At 63.1% G+C, this 18661-nt stretch carries 18 protein-coding genes; 11 read left to right on the plus strand and 7 right to left on the minus strand.

All coding sequences use genetic code 11. The annotated features are described in order from the left end of the window. Window positions 1-15: 15 nt before the first annotated feature. Window positions 16-336 carry a flagellar biosynthesis anti-sigma factor FlgM gene (gene flgM / locus HWE01_RS08190; RefSeq protein ID WP_241821521.1) on the minus strand — a complete coding sequence of 107 codons (321 nt, stop codon included), beginning with the start codon at window positions 334-336 and terminating at the stop codon, window positions 16-18. Between the two features lie 213 nt (window positions 337-549). Next, complete coding sequence (gene flgA / locus HWE01_RS08195; RefSeq protein ID WP_241821522.1) at window positions 550-1332, minus strand: flagellar basal body P-ring formation chaperone FlgA; 783 nt, start codon at window positions 1330-1332, stop codon at window positions 550-552. Between the two features lie 228 nt (window positions 1333-1560). On the opposite strand from flgA, the gene flgB reads away from it, so the two are divergent. From flgB to flgL, 11 genes are all read left to right on the plus strand, one after another. After that, entirely contained in the window at window positions 1561-1989 is a 429-nt protein-coding gene (flgB, locus tag HWE01_RS08200) for a flagellar basal body rod protein FlgB (protein ID WP_008328136.1), read from the plus strand. 6 nt (window positions 1990-1995) lie between these two features. Beyond that, entirely contained in the window at window positions 1996-2400 is a 405-nt protein-coding gene (gene flgC, locus HWE01_RS08205) for a flagellar basal body rod protein FlgC (RefSeq protein ID WP_008328139.1), read from the plus strand. A 14-nt stretch (window positions 2401-2414) separates the two neighbouring features. Then, window positions 2415-3140: a flagellar hook assembly protein FlgD gene (locus HWE01_RS08210; protein WP_008328141.1), complete on the plus strand. Its 726-nt coding sequence runs from the start codon at window positions 2415-2417 to the stop codon at window positions 3138-3140. Window positions 3141-3179: 39 nt separating this feature from the next. Beyond that, window positions 3180-4466, plus strand: a complete 1287-nt coding sequence (gene flgE / locus HWE01_RS08215; RefSeq protein ID WP_008328143.1) for a flagellar hook protein FlgE — start codon at window positions 3180-3182, stop codon at window positions 4464-4466. A gap of 120 nt (window positions 4467-4586) precedes the next feature. Beyond that, window positions 4587-5324, plus strand: coding sequence for a flagellar basal-body rod protein FlgF (gene flgF, locus HWE01_RS08220; protein WP_008328146.1), 738 nt, complete (start codon window positions 4587-4589; stop codon window positions 5322-5324). A 65-nt stretch (window positions 5325-5389) separates the two neighbouring features. After that, window positions 5390-6172, plus strand: a complete 783-nt coding sequence (gene flgG, locus HWE01_RS08225; RefSeq protein WP_008328148.1) for a flagellar basal-body rod protein FlgG — start codon at window positions 5390-5392, stop codon at window positions 6170-6172. Window positions 6173-6231: 59 nt separating this feature from the next. After that, complete coding sequence (locus HWE01_RS08230; RefSeq protein WP_175342439.1) at window positions 6232-6891, plus strand: flagellar basal body L-ring protein FlgH; 660 nt, start codon at window positions 6232-6234, stop codon at window positions 6889-6891. A 38-nt stretch (window positions 6892-6929) separates the two neighbouring features. Then, window positions 6930-8060 (plus strand): flagellar basal body P-ring protein FlgI, encoded by a 1131-nt coding sequence (locus tag HWE01_RS08235; protein ID WP_008328152.1) that lies wholly within the window; start codon window positions 6930-6932, stop codon window positions 8058-8060. Between the two features lie 46 nt (window positions 8061-8106). Further along, the gene (gene flgJ / locus HWE01_RS08240) at window positions 8107-9078 is read left to right on the plus strand and encodes a flagellar assembly peptidoglycan hydrolase FlgJ (RefSeq protein WP_008328154.1); all 972 of its coding nucleotides are present in this window, start codon (window positions 8107-8109) and stop codon (window positions 9076-9078) included. Window positions 9079-9223: 145 nt separating this feature from the next. Beyond that, window positions 9224-11554: a flagellar hook-associated protein FlgK gene (gene flgK / locus HWE01_RS08245; RefSeq protein ID WP_008328156.1), complete on the plus strand. Its 2331-nt coding sequence runs from the start codon at window positions 9224-9226 to the stop codon at window positions 11552-11554. Between the two features lie 20 nt (window positions 11555-11574). Then, window positions 11575-12708 (plus strand): flagellar hook-associated protein FlgL, encoded by a 1134-nt coding sequence (flgL, locus tag HWE01_RS08250; RefSeq protein ID WP_008328160.1) that lies wholly within the window; start codon window positions 11575-11577, stop codon window positions 12706-12708. Between the two features lie 103 nt (window positions 12709-12811). On the opposite strand, the gene HWE01_RS08255 is transcribed toward flgL, so the two are convergent. The 5 genes from HWE01_RS08255 to fliQ form a co-directional block, all read right to left on the minus strand. Further along, a complete protein-coding gene (locus HWE01_RS08255; protein WP_241821523.1) occupies window positions 12812-14212 on the minus strand; it encodes an efflux transporter outer membrane subunit in 1401 nt (466 codons plus the stop codon). Between the two features lie 11 nt (window positions 14213-14223). After that, window positions 14224-16188 carry a MacB family efflux pump subunit gene (locus tag HWE01_RS08260; RefSeq protein ID WP_241821524.1) on the minus strand — a complete coding sequence of 655 codons (1965 nt, stop codon included), beginning with the start codon at window positions 16186-16188 and terminating at the stop codon, window positions 14224-14226. A gap of 7 nt (window positions 16189-16195) precedes the next feature. Further along, entirely contained in the window at window positions 16196-17410 is a 1215-nt protein-coding gene (locus HWE01_RS08265) for an efflux RND transporter periplasmic adaptor subunit (protein WP_175342443.1), read from the minus strand. 122 nt (window positions 17411-17532) lie between these two features. Next, complete coding sequence (gene fliR, locus HWE01_RS08270; protein ID WP_175342444.1) at window positions 17533-18336, minus strand: flagellar biosynthetic protein FliR; 804 nt, start codon at window positions 18334-18336, stop codon at window positions 17533-17535. A 40-nt stretch (window positions 18337-18376) separates the two neighbouring features. Next, window positions 18377-18646 carry a flagellar biosynthesis protein FliQ gene (gene fliQ / locus HWE01_RS08275; RefSeq protein WP_008328172.1) on the minus strand — a complete coding sequence of 90 codons (270 nt, stop codon included), beginning with the start codon at window positions 18644-18646 and terminating at the stop codon, window positions 18377-18379. Window positions 18647-18661: the final 15 nt, after the last annotated feature.

The raw sequence follows: 18661 nt of genomic DNA on the forward strand, positions 1-18661 counted from the left end.
AAAAACGAAAGGTGATCAGGCCGGGCGGGCGCTGATGAGGGTCTTGACGGTATCGATCAGGCCATTGGCGACCTTCTCGGGATCGATCTGGAAGGTGCCATTGGCAATGGCGGCCTTGATCTCGGCCACTTTCTTGGCGTCAAAGCTGCTGCTCTTGCTGTCGCCCTTGGTTTCCAGCGCCTGGTAGGTGCTGGACAGGCGCACGCTGTCCGAGGTGGCGGCGGTGGCAGCCGCGCTGTTGCCGGCGGCAGCGCCGCCCTGGGCGGTGGTGCGGGCTTGCGTCTGCGTCTGCTCGGTGTTGAGGGCAGCGGATTTGAGGGCGTCGTTAACGTTCACGGCAGTATTCCTTGTAGGGTGGGGGCGCAGCGCACCCGCCTGTCGTATGGATTATCGACCAGTTCTGGGCAAACTTTAACATTCCCGCACCTGAAATCAGCGCATTTCGGGTACTTTTCTTCACATTCCTGCCAGGGCGATCCGCTGCGTTCCGCCTGGGCATTGTTCTCCGGGAAATTGCTTCATATCAATAAAGAAACCGGCCTGGCCGGCTCAATAATTGATTTCCAGGATCCCGCCGGCCTTGGCAATGCCGCTGACGACCTGGCCGGTTGCCGTGCGGGCCTGGGCCATCTGGCCTTCGTTGGCATTGGTCAGGGCGCGTGCTTCGGTGGAGATCTGGAAACCCGGTCCCGTCGAAACCACCCGCACCGCCTGGCCCTGCTGCACCACGCGCTGGTTGCGGATGGCATCCAGGCGCAGGGGCGTGCCGGCGCGCAGAGACATGTTGGCCACCCGGCCGATCACTTGCGATTCTTCGGTGACGACCCCGCTGGGCAGGGTCGACATGTCACCATGGATGCGGGTGACGTCACTGGCGCTGATGGTCTGGCCCTGGGCCAGCGGTACGGCGGCGACCAGGTAATCCGAGATCACCTGGACGTTGGCGCGCAGGTAAATGGTCCAGGGGGAGGGCGCCACGCACTTGACGCCGACCGTGGTGCGGCCGAACAGGCGGCCGCCATTGGGCATGAAGGCTTGCGGTTCCAGGCAGGCCGCCAGCGTGAGGCGTGTATCGACCGGATCGATGGTGACCGTGACGCTGCCGGGCAGGCCCGAGGTCTGGCCTTTCAGGAATTCTTCCGCCACTTGTTGCAAGGCTGATAAGTCCTGCTTTTGCGCAGTATTGGGCGTAGCGGAAATATTGGCCGTGTTGGTGCTGTTGGGGCTGCTCTGGGCGTGGGCAGGTGCAAGCGTCCCCAGGCCGGCTGCCAGCAGGGCGAGGGCGGCGAAGGTGCGGCGCAGGGCGCGCAAGGGGTGGTTCAGGTGTTTCATGTTGTGCAACTTGCCGGCAGGGCGTAGGCGAATCTTGGCAGTGATGTTACTTCGCGCGCGCGAGGTCAAAAGCGCAAACAGGGGAGGCTTTTCTCTCTTTATCGCCCCTTAGAGTCCGGGGACCGAACGTATGATCAAGCCTACGTAATTCCATCATCGGCGCAGTCCGCAAGCGGCCAGGCAAGGGCAGGCGAGAGCGGCGCAGCGACGGTATTTCCGGAGGACCCGATGGTCTCTAAGCTCGACGATTTTTTCCGTTTCAACGAGATGGCGCTGAACCTGCGGGCCCAGCGCCAGCAAGTGCTGGCGTCCAACATCGCCAATGCGGACACGCCCAACTACAAGGCGCGTGACGTCAACTTTGCCGATGCGCTCAAGAATGCGCTGGACAGCAAGAGCACCACCCTGCCGCCCCTGCAGCTGGAGCGCACTGCCGCGGCCCACGTGGCCGGTACCGCGCCCGACAATGGTCCGGGCAGCATCGGCGGTTCGCCCTTGCAGTACCGTACGCCGGCCCAGGGCAGCGTGGACGGCAACACGGTCGATCTGGACGTGGAACGCAATGAATTCGTCGACAACGGCCTTCGCTACGAAGCCGGCGTCACTGCCGTGAACGGCCAGATCAAGGCCATGTTGAACGCCATCCAACCGGGTTGATAAACCATGTCTCTTTCCAACATCTTCAACGTGGCCGGCTCGGCCATGAGCGCCCAGGCCCAGCGGCTCAATGCCACGGCCAGCAACATCGCCAACGCCGACAGTGCCACCAGCCCCGACGGTACGCCCTACAAGGCCAAGCAGGTGGTGTTCGAAGCCATTCCCGTGGGCGGGGTCAAGGACAGCGGCGTGAAGGTCGCGGCCGTGGTCGAGGACCAGGCCCCGCCCAAGCTGGTCTATGACCCCAAGCATCCCATGGCCGATGGCAATGGCTACGTGGCCATGCCCAACGTCAATCCGGTCGAGGAAATGGTCAACATGATCTCGGCTTCGCGCTCTTACCAGACCAATGTGGAAACGATGAACACGGCCAAGGCCATGCTCGTCAAGACCCTTACCATCGGCCAATAACCAGGACCTGAATCATGGCAATCGTCTCCAGTGACCTGCTCACCGCAATGAATGGTACGAGCAGCAGCTCGTCCACCACCACCAGCTCTTCCAGTCTGGACGACAACAGCCCGGACGCGATCCAGAATCGCTTCCTGACGCTGCTGATCGCGCAGATGAAGAACCAGGATCCCAGCAACCCGATGGACAACTCGCAGCTCACCACCCAGATGGCGCAGCTCTCGACCGTCTCGGGTATCAGCCAGTTGAACAACTCGCTGTCCACGCTGATGGGCAATCTCAATTCCTCGCAGGCACTGTCCACGGCCAACATGATCGGTCACAGCGTGCTGGCCCCGGGCAACAGCATCCAGCTGACCTCCGATACCACCAAGGACAGCAGCGGCAATGATGTCACCAGCCAGAAGGCCGTCTTCGGCGTGAACCTCTCCGGTACCGCTTCCTCGGTGGTGGTGACCATCAAGGATTCCACCGGCGCCGTGGTGCATACCACCGATCTCGGTACCCAGGCAGCCGGCGTGGTGCCGGTGATCTGGGATGGCACCAACAACACCGGCGGCAAGGTGGCCGACGGCAACTACACCTTCACGGTCAGCGCCTCCAACAACGGTACGGCGGTGAGTGCCTCGACCTTGTCCTTCGGCACCGTATCAAGCGTCTCGACTGCGTCGGACGGCGTCAAGCTCAACGTCTCCAACATCGGCACCATCAAGCCGACCGACGTCGTGCAAATTCTTTAATCGTCATTACCGACAACATTCGGAACAAGGGGATATCTCATGAGTTTTCAACAAGGTCTGAGCGGACTGAATGGCGCAGCCAAGAGCCTGGACGTCATCGGTAATAACGTGGCCAACGCCAGCACGGTGGGTTTCAAGCAGTCGCAGACGCAGTTTGCCGATATGTATGCCAATTCGATGAACCGTTCCGGCAATTCGCCGGTGGGCATCGGCGTGACCGTGGCCAACGTGGCACAACAGTTCACCCAGGGCAACATCAGTTCGTCCAACAATCCGCTGGATATCGCCATCAATGGCGATGGCTTCTTCCAGGTGGCTCCGTCGCTGACCGACCTGTCGCCGATGTACGGTCGCAACGGCCAGTTTCAGCTGGACAAGAATGGCTACATCGTCAATCCCAGCATGAACGGCGCTTACCTGATGGGCTGGGCGGCCGGTACTTCGGGAGGGGACCCGGTTGCGCTGCAGATCGATACCTCGGCCATTCCGGCCACCACGACGACTTCCATCACCACCAAGGTGAACCTGGATTCGCGCCTCGATACGCCGACCACCACGCCGTTCAATGCGGCCGATCCGACGACCTACAACAATTCCACGGGCGTGACCATCTACGACAGCCTGGGTAATCCGTACAGCGTCCAGACCTACTACGTCAAGCACGACCCGGACACCACCGTGACGCCGCCCACCACCAGCTGGGACGTCTACGCCAAGGTGGGTGACAAGACCCTGGTGACCACCAGCGGCGGTTCGGTCCCGCTGTCCCTGGGCACGATGACATTCGATTCCACCGGTGCGCTCATCAGCGGCGGCACGATGAGCATCGACCTCACCGCGACCGGCGCGAACTCCGATGTGGCTGCCGGCGGCGGCAACTTTGCCAGCGCCATCTCGCTCAGCTATACCGGCTCGACCCAGACCGGTTCGGCCTTCGTGAACCTGGCGCAGAGCCAGAACGGCATGCCGCCCGGCACCCTGTCCAGTTTCTCGATCGACAAGGACGGTTCCATCGTCGGCTCCTACAGCAATCAGCAGACCAAGAACCTGGGTACCGTGGTGCTGGTGAACTTCGCCAACCCGAACGGCCTGCAGCCGCTGGGCAACAACCTGTACCAGGCTACCGGCGCAGCCGGCAGCGCGCTGGTGGGCAAGCCGACCACCGGTACCTTCGGCACTCTGCAGGCGCGTGCGGTGGAAGACTCCAACGTCGACCTGACCGCCGAGCTGGTCAACATGATCGTGGCCCAGCGCGTCTACCAGGCCAACTCGCAGACCATCAAGGTGCAGGACACCGTGCTGCAGACCCTGGTCAGCCTGCGCTGATAAGTTTCACAGGATGTGCCCGGCGCGCCGTGCGGCGCGCCTGCTTCAAGGCTGCCGGCGTCGTCGGTGGCCGGTTTGAACCGATGGCGCCAGGGATGGACGCCATTACTAAGGGGTGATATGGATCGTCTGATCTATACAGCGATGTCGGGTGCCAAGCACACGCTTGAGCAGCAAGCCAGCGCCAGCAACAACCTGGCCAATGCCACGACCACGGGTTTTCGCGCCCAATTGAATACCTTCCGTTCGGCGCCGGTGGTGGGCCCGGGCCTGCCCACGCGCGCCTTCGTGGTGGATTCCACGGCCGGCAACGATTTTTCCCAGGGGCCGATTCAGGATACTGGCCGTGCTCTGGATGTGGCAGTGCAGGGCCGTGGCTGGATCGCGGTGCAGACCGCTGACGGTGGCGAAGCCTACACCCGCAACGGCAGCTTCAAGATCAACGAGAACGGCATCCTGCAGACCCAGAACGGCCAGTCCGTGCAGGGCGACGCCGGTCCGATCACGATTCCGCCGGATACCACCGTGGCCATTGCTGCCGACGGCACGGTGTCCTCGATCCCGACCAACGGCATTCCCAATGCGGTCAACGTGCTGGGTCGTATCAAGCTGGTCAATCCGGACGACAAGAATCTCCAGCGTGGTGATGACGGCCTGTTTCGCACCATCACCGGTGCCGCCCAGCCCGACGCCAACGTGCGCCTGGCCAGCGGTGCGCTGGAGGGCAGCAACGTGAACGTGGTGGAAGCGATGGTCAACATGATCAACCTGTCGCGCCAGTTCGAAATGAACATGAAAGTGATCCAGACCGCCGAGAGCGATGCGACCAAGGCGACCTCGATCCTGACGCTGTCCTGATGCTGGTCACGCACTTGACCTCAATGATGTACCCGCAGCGCAAGCGCTGATTACCGGAGAAACAAATGATTCGTTCCCTGTGGATTTCCAAGACCGGCCTGGATGCGCAACAGACGCAGCTGGACGTGATTTCCAACAACCTGGCCAACGTCAGCACCAATGGTTTCAAGCGCTCACGCGCCGTCTTCGAAGATCTGCTGTACCAGACCGTGCGCCAGCCCGGTGCCCAGTCTTCGCAGCAGACGCAATTGCCCTCGGGCCTGCAGATCGGTACCGGCGTGCGTCCGGTGGCCACCGAGCGCATCTTCACCCAGGGCAACGTCAACCAGACCAACAATGACAAGGACCTGGCGATCCAGGGCAATGGCTTCTTCCAGATCCTGCTGCCCGACGGCACCACCGCCTACACCCGCGATGGCTCCTTCCAGACCGACAGCCAGGGCCAGATGGTGACCTCCAGCGGCTACACCCTGCAGCCGCCGATCACCATTCCGCTCAACACCACCAAGCTGACCGTGGGCCGTGACGGTACCGTCTCGATCATGCAGGCCGGTTCCACCGCTACCACGCAGATCGGTACCATCCAGGTCGCCACCTTCATCAACCCGGCTGGCCTGGAAAGCCGTGGCGAGAACCTGTACGTCGAAACCGCCGCTTCCGGTACACCCAACCCGAACACCCCGGGGACCAACGGTGCCGGTGCCCTGTGGCAGGGTTACGTGGAAACTTCCAACGTGAACGTGGTGGAAGAGCTGGTCAACATGATCCAGACACAGCGCGCCTATGAAATCAACAGCAAGGCCATCACCACGTCCGACCAGATGCTGGCCAAGCTTTCGCAGCTGTAAGGCTTCGCGCGGTGGATGTTGAACAAGGTAGTCGGTAGCAGAAGAAGGACGAGGCAGAGATGAAGAGCATGCTGAAATTGGTCACCATGGCGGGCGTGTTGAGCGTGAGTGCTTGCACCACCGTTCCCGACAGTATCGTGACAGGTCCCAAGACGGCGCGTCCGCAGCCGGCGTCCTACGCGCCGCCGACCTCGGGTGCGATTTTCCAGTCGGCGGTCTATCGCCCCTTGCTGGAAGACCGTCGCGCGCGTTTGGTCGGTGACACGCTCACCATCATCATCAACGAGAAGACCAGTGCCGCCAAGTCCGCCGCGAGTTCGGCCAGCAAGACCGGCGAAGTGGCCTCGCCCGCACCGACCATCTTCGGCACCTCGATCAAGGAATTGTCGGCCTCCGGCAGTTCCTCCTCCAAGTTCGATGACAAGGGCGCCACGACCTCCAGCAACACCTTCACCGGTACCATCGGCGTGACGGTGGTGGAGGTGCTGCCCAACGGCAACCTGGTGGTCTCGGGCGAAAAGCAGGTGTCACTGGACAAGGGCGTGGAATACGTGCGCTTCTCCGGCACCGTCAGCCCCGACAACATCCAGACCGGCAACACCGTTTCCTCCACGCTGGTGGCGGATGCGAAAGTCGAATACCGTACCAACACCCGCGTGGACATGGCTGACTTCATGTCTTCGCTGGGCCGATTCTTCTTCAGCGTTTCTCCTTTCTGATGTGGAGTAGTGCAATGACCCGGAAAGGATTTTTCGCCATGGACATGATCAGGATGGGCAGCAAGCTGCTTTCGGCGGCAGCCGTCGCAGCGCTGTGCCTGGCAGCGGCCATGCCGGCCCATGCCGAGCGTCTCAAGGACCTGGCCAGCATCCAGGGCGTGCGCCAGAACCAGCTGGTCGGTTATGGCCTGGTCGTGGGTCTGGATGGCAGTGGCGACCAGACCACGCAGACGCCGTTTACGGTGCAGAGCGTCATCAGCATGCTGCAGCAGCTGGGCGTGAACGTGCCCTCCGGCACCAGCAGCAACATGCAGTTGAAGAACGTGGCTGCCGCCATGGTCACGGCCACCTTGCCAGCCTTCGCCCAGCCGGGCCAGTTGATCGACGTGACGGTGTCCTCCATCGGCAATGCCAAGAGCCTGCGTGGCGGCACGCTGCTGATGGCCCCCCTGAAGGGTGCTGACGGCCAGATCTACGCCATCGCCCAGGGCAACATCGTCATCGGCGGTGCGGGCGGTTCGGCTGCCGGCAGCAGCACCATCGTCAACCAGCTGTCGGCCGGCCGCATTTCCGGCGGAGCGACCGTGGAACGGGCCGTGCCCAGTTCGCTCGGCGGCGGCGACGCAGTCGTGCTGGAGCTCAATGACTATGATTTCTCGACTGCCAGCCGGGTGGTCGATGCGCTCAACAAGCGTTTCGGCAGCGATACCGCCGTGGCTCAGGATGGCCGTGTGATCCGCGTGCGCGCGCCCATTTCCAGTGGCGACCGGGTAGCCTTCCTCGGTGCCCTGGAAAACGTGGATGTCACCCCCGGCAAGCTGGCGGCCAAGGTGATCTTGAATGCCCGTACCGGCTCGGTGGTGATGAACCAGAGCGTGATGCTGGAGACCTGCGCGGTCTCGCACGGCAACCTGTCGGTAGTGATCCAGGCCGACAATGCGGTCAGCCAGCCCAATGCCCTGGCCGGTGGCCAGACGGCGGGGGTGCAGAATGCCCAGGTCTCCATCAACAAGGAGCCGGGCAAGGTCATGCTGTTGAAGGGCGGTGCTTCGCTGTCGGATGTGGTCAAGGCGCTCAATGCCATCGGCGCCACGCCCCAGGACTTGCTGGCGATCCTGCAGGCAATGAAGGCGGCCGGTTCCTTGCGCGCCGAACTCGAAGTGATCTGACGCTGCAGGCCGATCCAACATCCAACGCTTTCCACCAAGGTCATCCATGCTCAACAAGATCAACCCATCCAATCCGACCGAGAGTCTTGCCGTCGATGCGAATGGGCTGAATGGCCTGCGCGAGGCGGCCAAGCAGAATTCACCGGAATCCATCAAGGGTGCCGCCAAGCAGTTCGAGGCCATGTTCCTGAACATGGTGATGAAGAGCATGCGGGATGCCACGCCGCAGAACGGGCCGTTCGACAACGAGCAGACCAAGATGTTTACCTCCATGCTGGACCAGCAACTGAGCCAGAGCCTGGCCCAGCGCGGGGTCGGGCTGGCCGATGTGCTCACGCGCCAGCTCTCGGCCTCGCTGCCCAAGAAGCTGCCTGATGCTCAGGACCTGGACGGCAATTCCACACCGGGCGATGATGGCCTGCCGATGGGCATCCCGCTGGTCAAGGACATGAGCGATGCCGACCGCGCCAAGTTCATCCAGAGCTTCGCCAGCCAGCAGGCCGCCGAAAGCACCGACCAGGACGGTCGCAACAAGCAGCGCCGCAGTTCCAACAAGCCGGCCCATGTGGAAGCCTTCCAGAACCGTTTGCAGGCCGATGCCGAACTGGCCAGCAAGATGACCGGCATCCCGGCCAAGTTCATGCTGGCGCAGGCGGCGCTGGAAACCGGCTGGGGCAAGAAGGAAATCGTCACCCGCGACGGTCGTTCCGCCCACAACCTGTTCGGTATCAAGGCGACCGGCAACTGGACCGGCAAGGTGGTTGAGGCCACCACCATCGAATACATCAACGGCAAGCCGCAGAAGCGCGTGGAAAAATTCCGCGCCTATGATTCCTATGCGGATGCCTTCAAGGATTACGCCAACTTGCTGCGCAGCAATCCGCGCTACGAGAAGGTCCTGGCCAGCGCCCAGGATGCCCACGGTTTCGCCTACGGTCTGCAGCGCGCCGGTTATGCCACCGATCCGCACTATGCGGAAAAGCTCTCGCGCATCATCCGTACCTCACTGTCGGCCTGATCCCGCGCCGCCGCAGGGCATGATCGCGCGGCAAGCTCATCGGTTCCGACCGGAAACAAATTCGGGCCGGAGCCGCTAAAGTTTTGGTCAATCCTGCCGTTGACTTGGTTATTCCGCTAAAAGCTTTCAGGGACGACAACCTAGCATGGCAACTAACATCTTCAGTATCGGGCAAAGCGCGTTGCAGGCGGCCATGGCGGCGCAGGCCACCACCAGCCACAACATCTCCAACGCCACCACTCCCGGCTACAACCGCCAGGAAGTCGTGCAAAGCTCGGCCGGCGGCATCAACTATGGCTACGGCTTCGTCGGCCAGGGTGCCCAGGTCACCCAGATCAAGCGCATCTACAACGATTTCCTGACCAAGCAGGCACTGGCCTCGCAGAGCTCGGCGAGCTCGCTGGATTCGTATTACTCGGAGATCTCGCAGATCAACAACACGGTGGCCGACACCAAGGCCGGTCTGTCGCCGGCCCTGCAGGATTTCTTTGCGGCCGTGCAGAATCTGGCCTCCAACCCGAATACCCAGGCCTCGCGCCAGTCGGTGCTGTCGCAGGCGTCGACCCTGGTGGCGCGCGTGTCCAGCATCAACGACCAGCTCGCCCAGAGCAGCGCCAGCGTCAACAGTCAGATCACCTCGACGGTGACCACCATCAATTCCTACGCGCAACAGCTCGCCCAGTTGAACCAGGCCATCGTCAATGCCGTGGGGACCGGCGGCGGGCAGCAGCCCAACGATCTGCTGGATCAGCGCGACCAGTTGGTGGCGGAGCTCAACAAGTACGTCAAGATCACCACGGTGCCGCAGGATACCGGGGCGGTGAGCGTGTTCATCGGCACCGGCCAGTCGCTGGTGACCGGTGACCAGGTGACCCAGCTGGCGGTGACCAATTCGCCCACCGATGTCTCTCGTCTGCAGGTCGGCCAGGTGCTGCCCGGTGGCGGCACGGCGACCATTCCCGACAGCTTCTTCTATGACGGTGGCAGTCTGGGTGGCCTGCTGAAGTACCGTACGGAAACCCTGGATCCGACCCAGAACGCCCTGGGCCGCATCGCCATCGCCATGGGGACCGCGTTCAATGAACAGCAAAAGCTGGGGCTGGACCAGAACGGTAACGCGGGCACCGACATGTTCAACGTCAGTTCGCCCAACCTGATCGGCTATCCGACCAATACCGGCACCACCAACCTGACGACGACCATCAGCGACCCCTCGGCGCTGAGCACGAGTGACTACACGCTGACCTACGACGGCACCAACTACACCTTTACGCGTCTGTCGGACAACACCAAGACCGTCAAGGCCGCCGGCGACTTCCCGGTCACGCTCGACGGCGTGACCTACTCCGACGGTGGCTCTCCGGCGGGCGCGCCGACCATGGCCAGCGGCAATATCTACAAGATCCAGCCGACGGCCAACGGTGCCGCGGCCTTCTCGCTGCTGCTGAGCAATACCCAACTGCTGGCCACGGCCGCGCCGATCTCGACCTCGATCAACGCGACCAACAACGTCAACGCCAGTACCGGCGCCAGCAACACCGGCAACGCGATCATTTCCAACACCTCGCTGGATCCGAGCTCGTTCAAGCAGGGTTCGTCGGTATCGTTCAGCACTACGCTCGATACCACGGTGACGCCGAACCAGCTCCAGCTGGCCGCCACCTGGACCAACAATACGCCCGCGCCGGACGTGACCTATACCAACCCGGACGGGACCACCGGTACGGCCACGGGCGGGGCCGCGTTCAATTACACGCCGGGCATGACCATCAGCAGCGGCGGCGTGACCTATACGCTGACCGGTACGCCCAGCACCGGTGACACGTTCAATTTTGCCCCGGTGGCGGCCAACAAGGGCACGGCGACCATCAGTACCGGTTCGGTGACGGCGGACTACCTGACCACGACCACGCCGCTGACCAAGCCCACCACGCTGAGCTACGACAGCACGGCCACGCCCCCGGTGTTCGTCATGTCGCCGGCAGCGCCAGGTACAGGCACCATTACCCATCTGGATGGCACGACCACCACGATCAATGCGGGTGATACCAACATCCCGTACAAGGCCGGCGATACCTACGAGATCAGCGGTGTGAAGTTCCAGATCTCCGGCCAGCCCTCCAATGGCGACCAGTTCACCATCTCGGCCAACACCAATGCGGCGTCGGACAATCGCAATGCGCTGGCCATGGCCAACCTGCAGACGGCCAACACCATCAATGGCACCAGCTTCCAGGGTTCCTACTCGCAGCTGGTGGCCACCATCGGCAACAAGACCAACGAGATCAACGTCACCAATACGGCCGAGAAATCGCGCCTGACGGCGATCCAGACCCAGCAGCAGTCCGAGTCCGGTGTCAACCAGGACGAGGAACTGGCCAACATGATCCGCAACCAGCAGCAGTACCAGGCTGCGGCCAAGATCATCCAGGCCGCCAGCGACATGATCAATGTCCTGCTCACCCTGGGCAGCTAATCAGCTAAAGGAAGATGACCATGCGTATCAGCACCCAGATGCTCTATCAGTCGAGCAACAATGACCTGACCAGCATGCAGGGCCAGATCCTGAAGCTGACCCAGCAGGTGACGGCGCAGCAGAAGGTCTTGCTGCCCTCGGATGATCCGGTGGCCGCCGCCCGCGCCCTGGACATGACCCAGACCTCGGCCCTGAACGACCAGTACAAGACCAATCGCCAGAACGCCAACAGCGCCCTGTCGACCGTGCAGGGGACCCTGGACAGCCTGACCAACATGCTGACCAAGCTCAAGTCCAATGTCATCACTGCAGGCAATGCCTCGTATTCGAATGCCGAGCGCATCAACATGGCTTCCGAGATCAAGGGCAACCTCAACGAAGTGCTGGGCTATGCCAATGCCCAGGACGGCCAGGGCAATTACATCTTCGCCGGTTTCAAGAGCACCACCCAGCCCTTCACCCTGGACGGCACCGGCGGCGTGGTCTACAACGGCGACCAGGGCGCCATGACGCTGCAGGTCGACTCGACCCGCCAGATGGATATCAGCGCCTCGGGCCAGACGGTGTTTCAGGGCAATGGTCAGGATATCTTCAAGACCATGACCAACATGATCAATGTGCTGTCCGTGCCGGTGACCGAAGCGGCCAACACTGCCGACGAGACCGCTGCCAACAATTTCGAATATCCGTCCGGTTCCGGCCAGACCCCGATTGCCGCCTACAAGACGGCACAATCTGAACTGGATGCCCTCAAGCCGGACGATCCGACCTATCAGGCCAAGTTCACCGAAACGGCGGCGCTCAAGCTGCAGGCCGATGCTGCCGATGCGGCGCGTACGCCGGTGGCGGGCAGCCAGGCAGCGCTGTCGCGCAACCTGGCCAAGTTCAATACCCAGATCGACTCGATTGCCAGCAGTGTCTCCACCGTCAAGGCGTCCATCGGTGCCCGCCAGAACGAGCTGGACAACCTGGATGCGGCCGGTGAGGTCAACAAGGAAAACTACACCCAGACCATCAACAACCTGCTGGGCCGCAATCTTTCCGATACCAGCGAGCTGATCAGCGACCTCACGCTCAAGCAGACCTATCTGTCGGCAGCCCAGAAGGTCTTCGTCACCACCAGTGGCCTGACTTTGCTGAATTACCTCAAATAATGAAGTTACCTTCACAGCGACGGCGTTGCAGGCCGATCGCAGTGAAGGAAAATGCAAAAAGGCGAACCCGCGGGTTCGCCTTTTTGCTTGGGGCCATCGCGTTTCACCGGGGAGGAGTCGCGCGGGCATCGCCACCCAAGGCCTGGTATAGCGTCATCTGGTTCTTCAACTGGTTCAGCCGCACCTGGGCCAGGGTGTCCTCGGCGCTGCGGCGCTTGTCCTGCTGGTCCAGCCAGGCTTGCAAGGTGGCCGAGCCGGCCCGGTAACGCAGCGCGTAGAGCTGCTCGGCCGCGCGTGCCACCTCGACGTTGCGGGCCTGCAGCGCCTGCTGCCGGGCATATTGCTCGCGCGCCGACAGGGCGTTTTCGACATCGCTGAAGGCGGCGTACAGGGTCTGGCGGAACTGCGTCAGAGCACTGTCGTAGTCGGCTTGGGAGACGCCGACCTTGAGCTTCATCTGGGTCTGTTGCAGGAAGGGCAGGGTCAGTTGTGCGGCCAGCGAAGCCACCGGATTCTGCACCAGACGCAGCAGGGCATCGCTGCTGGTGCCGAGCGAGCCGGTCAGGCTCAGCTGCGGATAAAAGCCGGCCCGTGTCAGGTCGACATTGGCCAGGGCTTCGCGCAGTCGCAATTCGGCTGCCCGCAGATCCGGACGTCGTCCCAGCAGTTCGGCCGGCAGGCCCGCCGCCAGGGACGGCAAGGGCTGCTCCGGCAGGGCCGGCGGCAGTTGGCGACGCTGGCCGGGCGGACTGTCGAACAGGATGGCCAGGGCATTGTCATTTTCCACCCGCTGCTGCACCAGTTCGGTATAGCTGGATTGCTGGCTCAGCAGGTTTTGCCGGGCCGTGAGCACCTCCAGGGATGACACCGCACCGGCACGGTACTGGGTATTGACCAGGTCCAGCGTCTTCTGCGCGTAGGCGATGCTTTGTTCGGCGTTCTGGATGCGCTGGTTCAGGTAGGCACCGGTCCAGTAGAGGTTGGCGGTGGTGCCGACCAGGGCCAGGGCAGTGGCGGCGCGGTCCTGCTCGGTGGCCAGGGCTTCCCAGCGGGCCACGTCGTAGTTGGCGCCCAGGCGGCCCCACAGGTCGACTTCATAGGACAGGCTCACCGAATTCTGGCTGGCGCGGGTGGTCTGGCCGTTGCCATCGAGCGCTTTGCCGGCACTGCTGCCGAGCTGGGCGCTGAGGGCCGGGACGAAGGCATCGTTGGCGATCCCGGCCTGCAATTGGGCGCGCCTGAGCTTGATGGTCGCCACCGCCAGGTCGTTGTTCTTGCGCAGGGCCTCATCGATGAGGCCGTTGAGGGTCTGGTCGTCGAAGGCTTGCCACCACTGGCTGGCGTTGACGCCAGCGGCCGGATCACCCTGTTGCCAGGCCGCAGGGGTCCGGGTCGCCGGTGCGGTGTAGGGAGTGCGCACCAGGCTGCTGCAGCCGCCCAGCAGGGCCAGTGCCAGCAACAGCGTCAGGCGGGAAAGTGAAGGGAAATTCGGGAGCTTGGACATGACGTGCAATTTCATTCGCGGGCGAGGGCGTCCACCGGATTGAGGCGCGCGGCATTGCGCGCCGGCAGGAAACCGAACACCACGCCGATCAGGGTGGAGCAGGCAAAGGCGCTGACGATGGAGACAGTCGAATAGATCAGGTGGAAACTGCTGACGAAGTGGGCAAACACCGCGCCAAAGGACAGCGCCACCAGCACGCCCAGCAGTCCGCCGGCCAGGCAGACCAGCACCGCTTCGATGAGGAACTGCTGCATGATGTCGCCCTGGCGCGCGCCCACGGCCATGCGCACGCCGATCTCGCGGGTACGCTCGGTGACCGAGACCAGCATGATGTTCATCACGCCAATGCCGCCCACCACCAGCGAGATCAGCGCAATCATGGACACCAGCAGGGTCAGCGTGGCGGTGGCCTTCTCGATGGTCTGGCGGATGCTGTCGGTGTTGAAGATGTAGAAGTCCTTGGTGCGATGGCGCAGCGTCATCAGTTGCGTAATGCCCTGCTCGGCGGCCGCGCTGGGGACCTTGTCGCTGACCCGCACGGTGATGCCGCTCAGGTAACGCTGGCCGATCACGCGGGTCATGGCGGTGGTGTAGGGCACCCAGACATTGAGGGCGCTGTTGTTGCCGAAGCCGTTCTCGCGCTTCTGCGTCACGCCGATCACGCGGCATGGCACGCTGCCCAGGAAGATCACTTCGCCCAGTGCATTGCCGCCGTTGGGGAAGAGCTTCTTGTAGGTATTGGCATCGATCACCACTTCCTGCGCCTGGCGGCGGATGCCGTCGTCGTCGAAGCTCATGCCCTGCGCCATCTTCAGCCCGCGTACGCGGAAATATTGCTCGCCCACGCCGTTGATGGTGGCGCTGACCGAGATGTTGCCATAGCGTGCGGAGGAGGCCGTGGACACGCTGGGTGTGACGCTGTCGACGTAGTTCTGCTCGGCCAGGGCGGCGGCATCTGCGGGCGTGAGGGTGCGGATGGCGGCTGATTTCATGTCGCCGAAATCGGTGCCGGGGAAGATGTCGATGGTATTGGTGCCCATGGCGCTGATGTCCGACAGGATCTGTGCACGCGAACCGCTGCCCAGGGCGACCACCGATACCACCGAGGCGATGCCGATGATGATGCCCAGCATGGTCAGGAAGCTGCGCAGGCGGTGCGCATTCATGGCCAGCAAGGACATGCGCAGCGCTTCCTTGAAGCGATCCAGTCCGGCGCGCCAGGCGCTGGCCTGTCGGCTCTGCTGGCCTTGCTGCTTGTGCGCGCTGCTCACCGCTGCCGCTGCGGGTACCTGGTTGCGGCGATCCGCAACGATCACGCCGTCCTTGATCTCGATGATGCGCTGGGCATTGCCGGCCACCTGCATGTCATGCGTGACGATGATGATGGTGTGGCCTTCGGCATGCAGTTCCTTGAGGATGTTCATCACCTCGTGACCGCTGTGGCTGTCCAGCGCGCCGGTCGGTTCGTCGGCCAGGATCACGTCGCCGCCATTCATCAGCGCGCGCGCAATCGAGACGCGCTGCTGCTGCCCGCCCGAGAGCTGGCCCGGCTTGTGGTGGCCGCGCTCGGCCAGGCCCAGTCGCGCCAGCAGTTGCGCGGCGCGCTGGCGGCGCTGGGCCGGTTCCTGACCGGCATAGACCGCCGGTACTTGCACGTTGGCCGTGGCATCCAGGTCCGAGAGCAGGTGGTAGCGCTGGAAGATGAAGCCGAAATGCTCGCGCCGCAATTGCGCCAGTTCGTCCGGCTCCAGCTTGCCGGTCTCGCGTCCGGCGACCAGGTAGCTGCCGGCACTGGGCTTGTCCAGGCAGCCGAGGATATTCATCAGAGTCGACTTGCCCGAGCCGGAAGCGCCGACGATGGCGACCATCTCGCCGGCAGCGATGTCGAGGTTGATGTCGTTGAGCACGGTGATGGTGTCATCACCGGCGGGAAAGTCGCGGCGCAGTCCGCGCAGTTGCAACAGGGGCGTCGTCATGGCCGCCTTACATGCGCGGCGGCGGGCCACGGCGCTCGCTGCTGCTGTCGGCGCTGCCCGCCAGGGCGGTGCCGGTCACCACGCGCTCACCGGCCTTGAGTCCTTCGATGATCTGTACCTGGGCATTGGTGTTGATGCCGATGCGCACCTGGCGCTCCTGTGCCTGGCCTTGCGCATCCAGCACCCGCACGGTGTAACGGCCCTGCGCATCCTTGGCCCCCAGTGCGGTGGAGGGCACCACCAGCGCATCCTTGGCCTCGGCCAGCACGATGTTGACCTGCGTGGTCATGGAGATGCGCAGCTTGCCATCCGGGTTGGGCAGGTCCAGCAGGCCGTTGTAGTAGATCGCCGTGGAGCTGGAACTGCTGCTGGTGCTGGTCGTGGTGCTGGTACTGGTGTCGTCCTGCAGGATCGAATCCGGGGCCGGCTCGATGGCGCGCAGGGTGGTGCGATAGCGGTGGTCGGGGTCGCCCAGGATGGTGAAGTACACCGGCAGGCCAGGCTTGACGCGGACTACGTCGGCTTCCGAGATCTGCGCCTTGACCGTCACGGTATCCATGCGGGCCACCTTGATGATGGTCGGAGTGGACTGGTTGGCGTTCACGGTCTGGCCTTCCTGCGCCACGATGGCCACCACTTCGCCGTCGATGGGTGCGGTAATGCGGGTATAGCCCAGGTTCAGGCGGGCGGTATCGACCTTGATGGCGCCGTCCCTGATCTGCGCCTGCAGGGCGGCGATGTCGGCGCGGGTGGAGTTCAGGGTCGCCTCGGCGCTCTCGAAGTTTTCGCGCGAGCTGGCCTCACCGGCCAGCATCATCTGCTGGCGCGCATAGGCCAGTTGCGCCTGCTTCAAGGTGGCTTGCTTGGAACGCAACTGGGCCTGCAGGTTCTGCAGCGAGTATTCGGCGCTGGCCAGCGCATTGGCCTGGGTCAGGGAATCGATCTCGGCCACCAGTTGGCCCTTCTTGACGTGGTCTCCGAGCGCGACCTTGAGTGACTTGATCTGGCCCGACACCTGGGCTCCCACGCTGACCTGCTTGTAGGCCTTGACGGTACCGCTGGCCAGGACCACGTCCTGGATGTCGGCGATGGCCGCGGTGGCGGTAAGGTAGGCGGGCGGCGGCGGCGGGGTGAAGGCCCGGTACCCCAGATAGCCTGCGAGCAGCAGGATGGCAAGCGCGGCGAAGATGATCTTGGGACGGCGGAAATAGGCGATGTTCATGCGTCAGAAGGCAGTGCGAAGGAAGGCCCTGCGGACCTGGCCGCAGAGGCGACAGTGTGAGGCAATTCGGCCGGAGTGCACGTCAGGAGACGTAAATTTTGTGCAAGCGGAGGTTGCCGGCCTCAGGGCCTGGGCAAGGCATTGACCGGCGGTACGCTGCCCAGCAGCCGCACCATCTCCACGCCCTCGACCAGGAAGCGCTGCAAGGGGGTGAGCATGTAGGGCAGGGCCAAGGCGATCAGGACGAAGCCAGCCAGCATGGTAATCGAAAACCCGATGCCGAACAGATTCAGTTGGGGAGCCGCACGGGTAAGGATGCCCAGGGCAAAGTTGGTGATGAGCAGGGCGATGAGCAGCGGTAGCGACAATTGCACCCCCATGCTGAATACCTTGGCGCCCCACAGGCCCAGTTGATGGAAGCCTTCGGTGGTGATCGGTACGCCGGTGATGGGCAGGGTGTGAAAGCTTTCGGCCATCACCTGCAGCAACACCAGGTGGCCATTCAGGCTCAGGAAGACCATGGTCGCCAGCAGCGAGAAAACCTGGCCAATGACGGCTGTGCGCCCCTGTGTCTGGGGATCGAAGAAGGCCGCGAAGGACAAGCCCATGGTCGAGCTGGTCAGCTCCCCGGCGGCCTCCACGGCGGCAAAGACGATACGCATGGCAAAGCCCATGGACAGACCGATCAGCAGTTGCTGCAACAGGATCAGCAGGCCCGTCATCGACATCGGATCGATGGCCGGCGGCACCGGCACATCCGGTGCCAGCACCGCGCCGATGGCAATGCCCAGCAGCACCTTCACCAGCATGGGGACACTGGTGCTGCCGAAAGGCGGCGCAATGGAGAGCAATCCAAGGATGCGCGTGGTCGGCCAGATGAACATGGCGACCCAGGCATAGAGCTGCTGGCTGGAGAAGGTGAGCATGGTCGGCAAGCGCAGGGCGGCGGCCCCGCGCGCGGGCGTGCTACTGGACCATGGCGGGGATGCCGCTGAACATGGTGTGCATGTAATCGAGGATGATGGTCAGCATCCAGGGACCGGCGATGATCATGGCCAGGAACACGCCGACCAGCTTGGGGATGAAGGCCAGGGTCTGCTCGTTGATCTGGGTCGCGGCCTGGAAGATGCTCACCAGCAGTCCGATGAACAGGGCAGTGAGCAGCATCGGGGCCGCGACCAGGAGGGTGACTTCGATGGCCTGGCGGCCCATGGTCATGACGCTTTCGGGTGTCATAGTGATCCTTGCCTT

Source organism: Herbaspirillum sp. C7C8, from assembly GCF_022627875.1.
GTDB lineage: Bacteria > Pseudomonadota > Gammaproteobacteria > Burkholderiales > Burkholderiaceae_D > Herbaspirillum.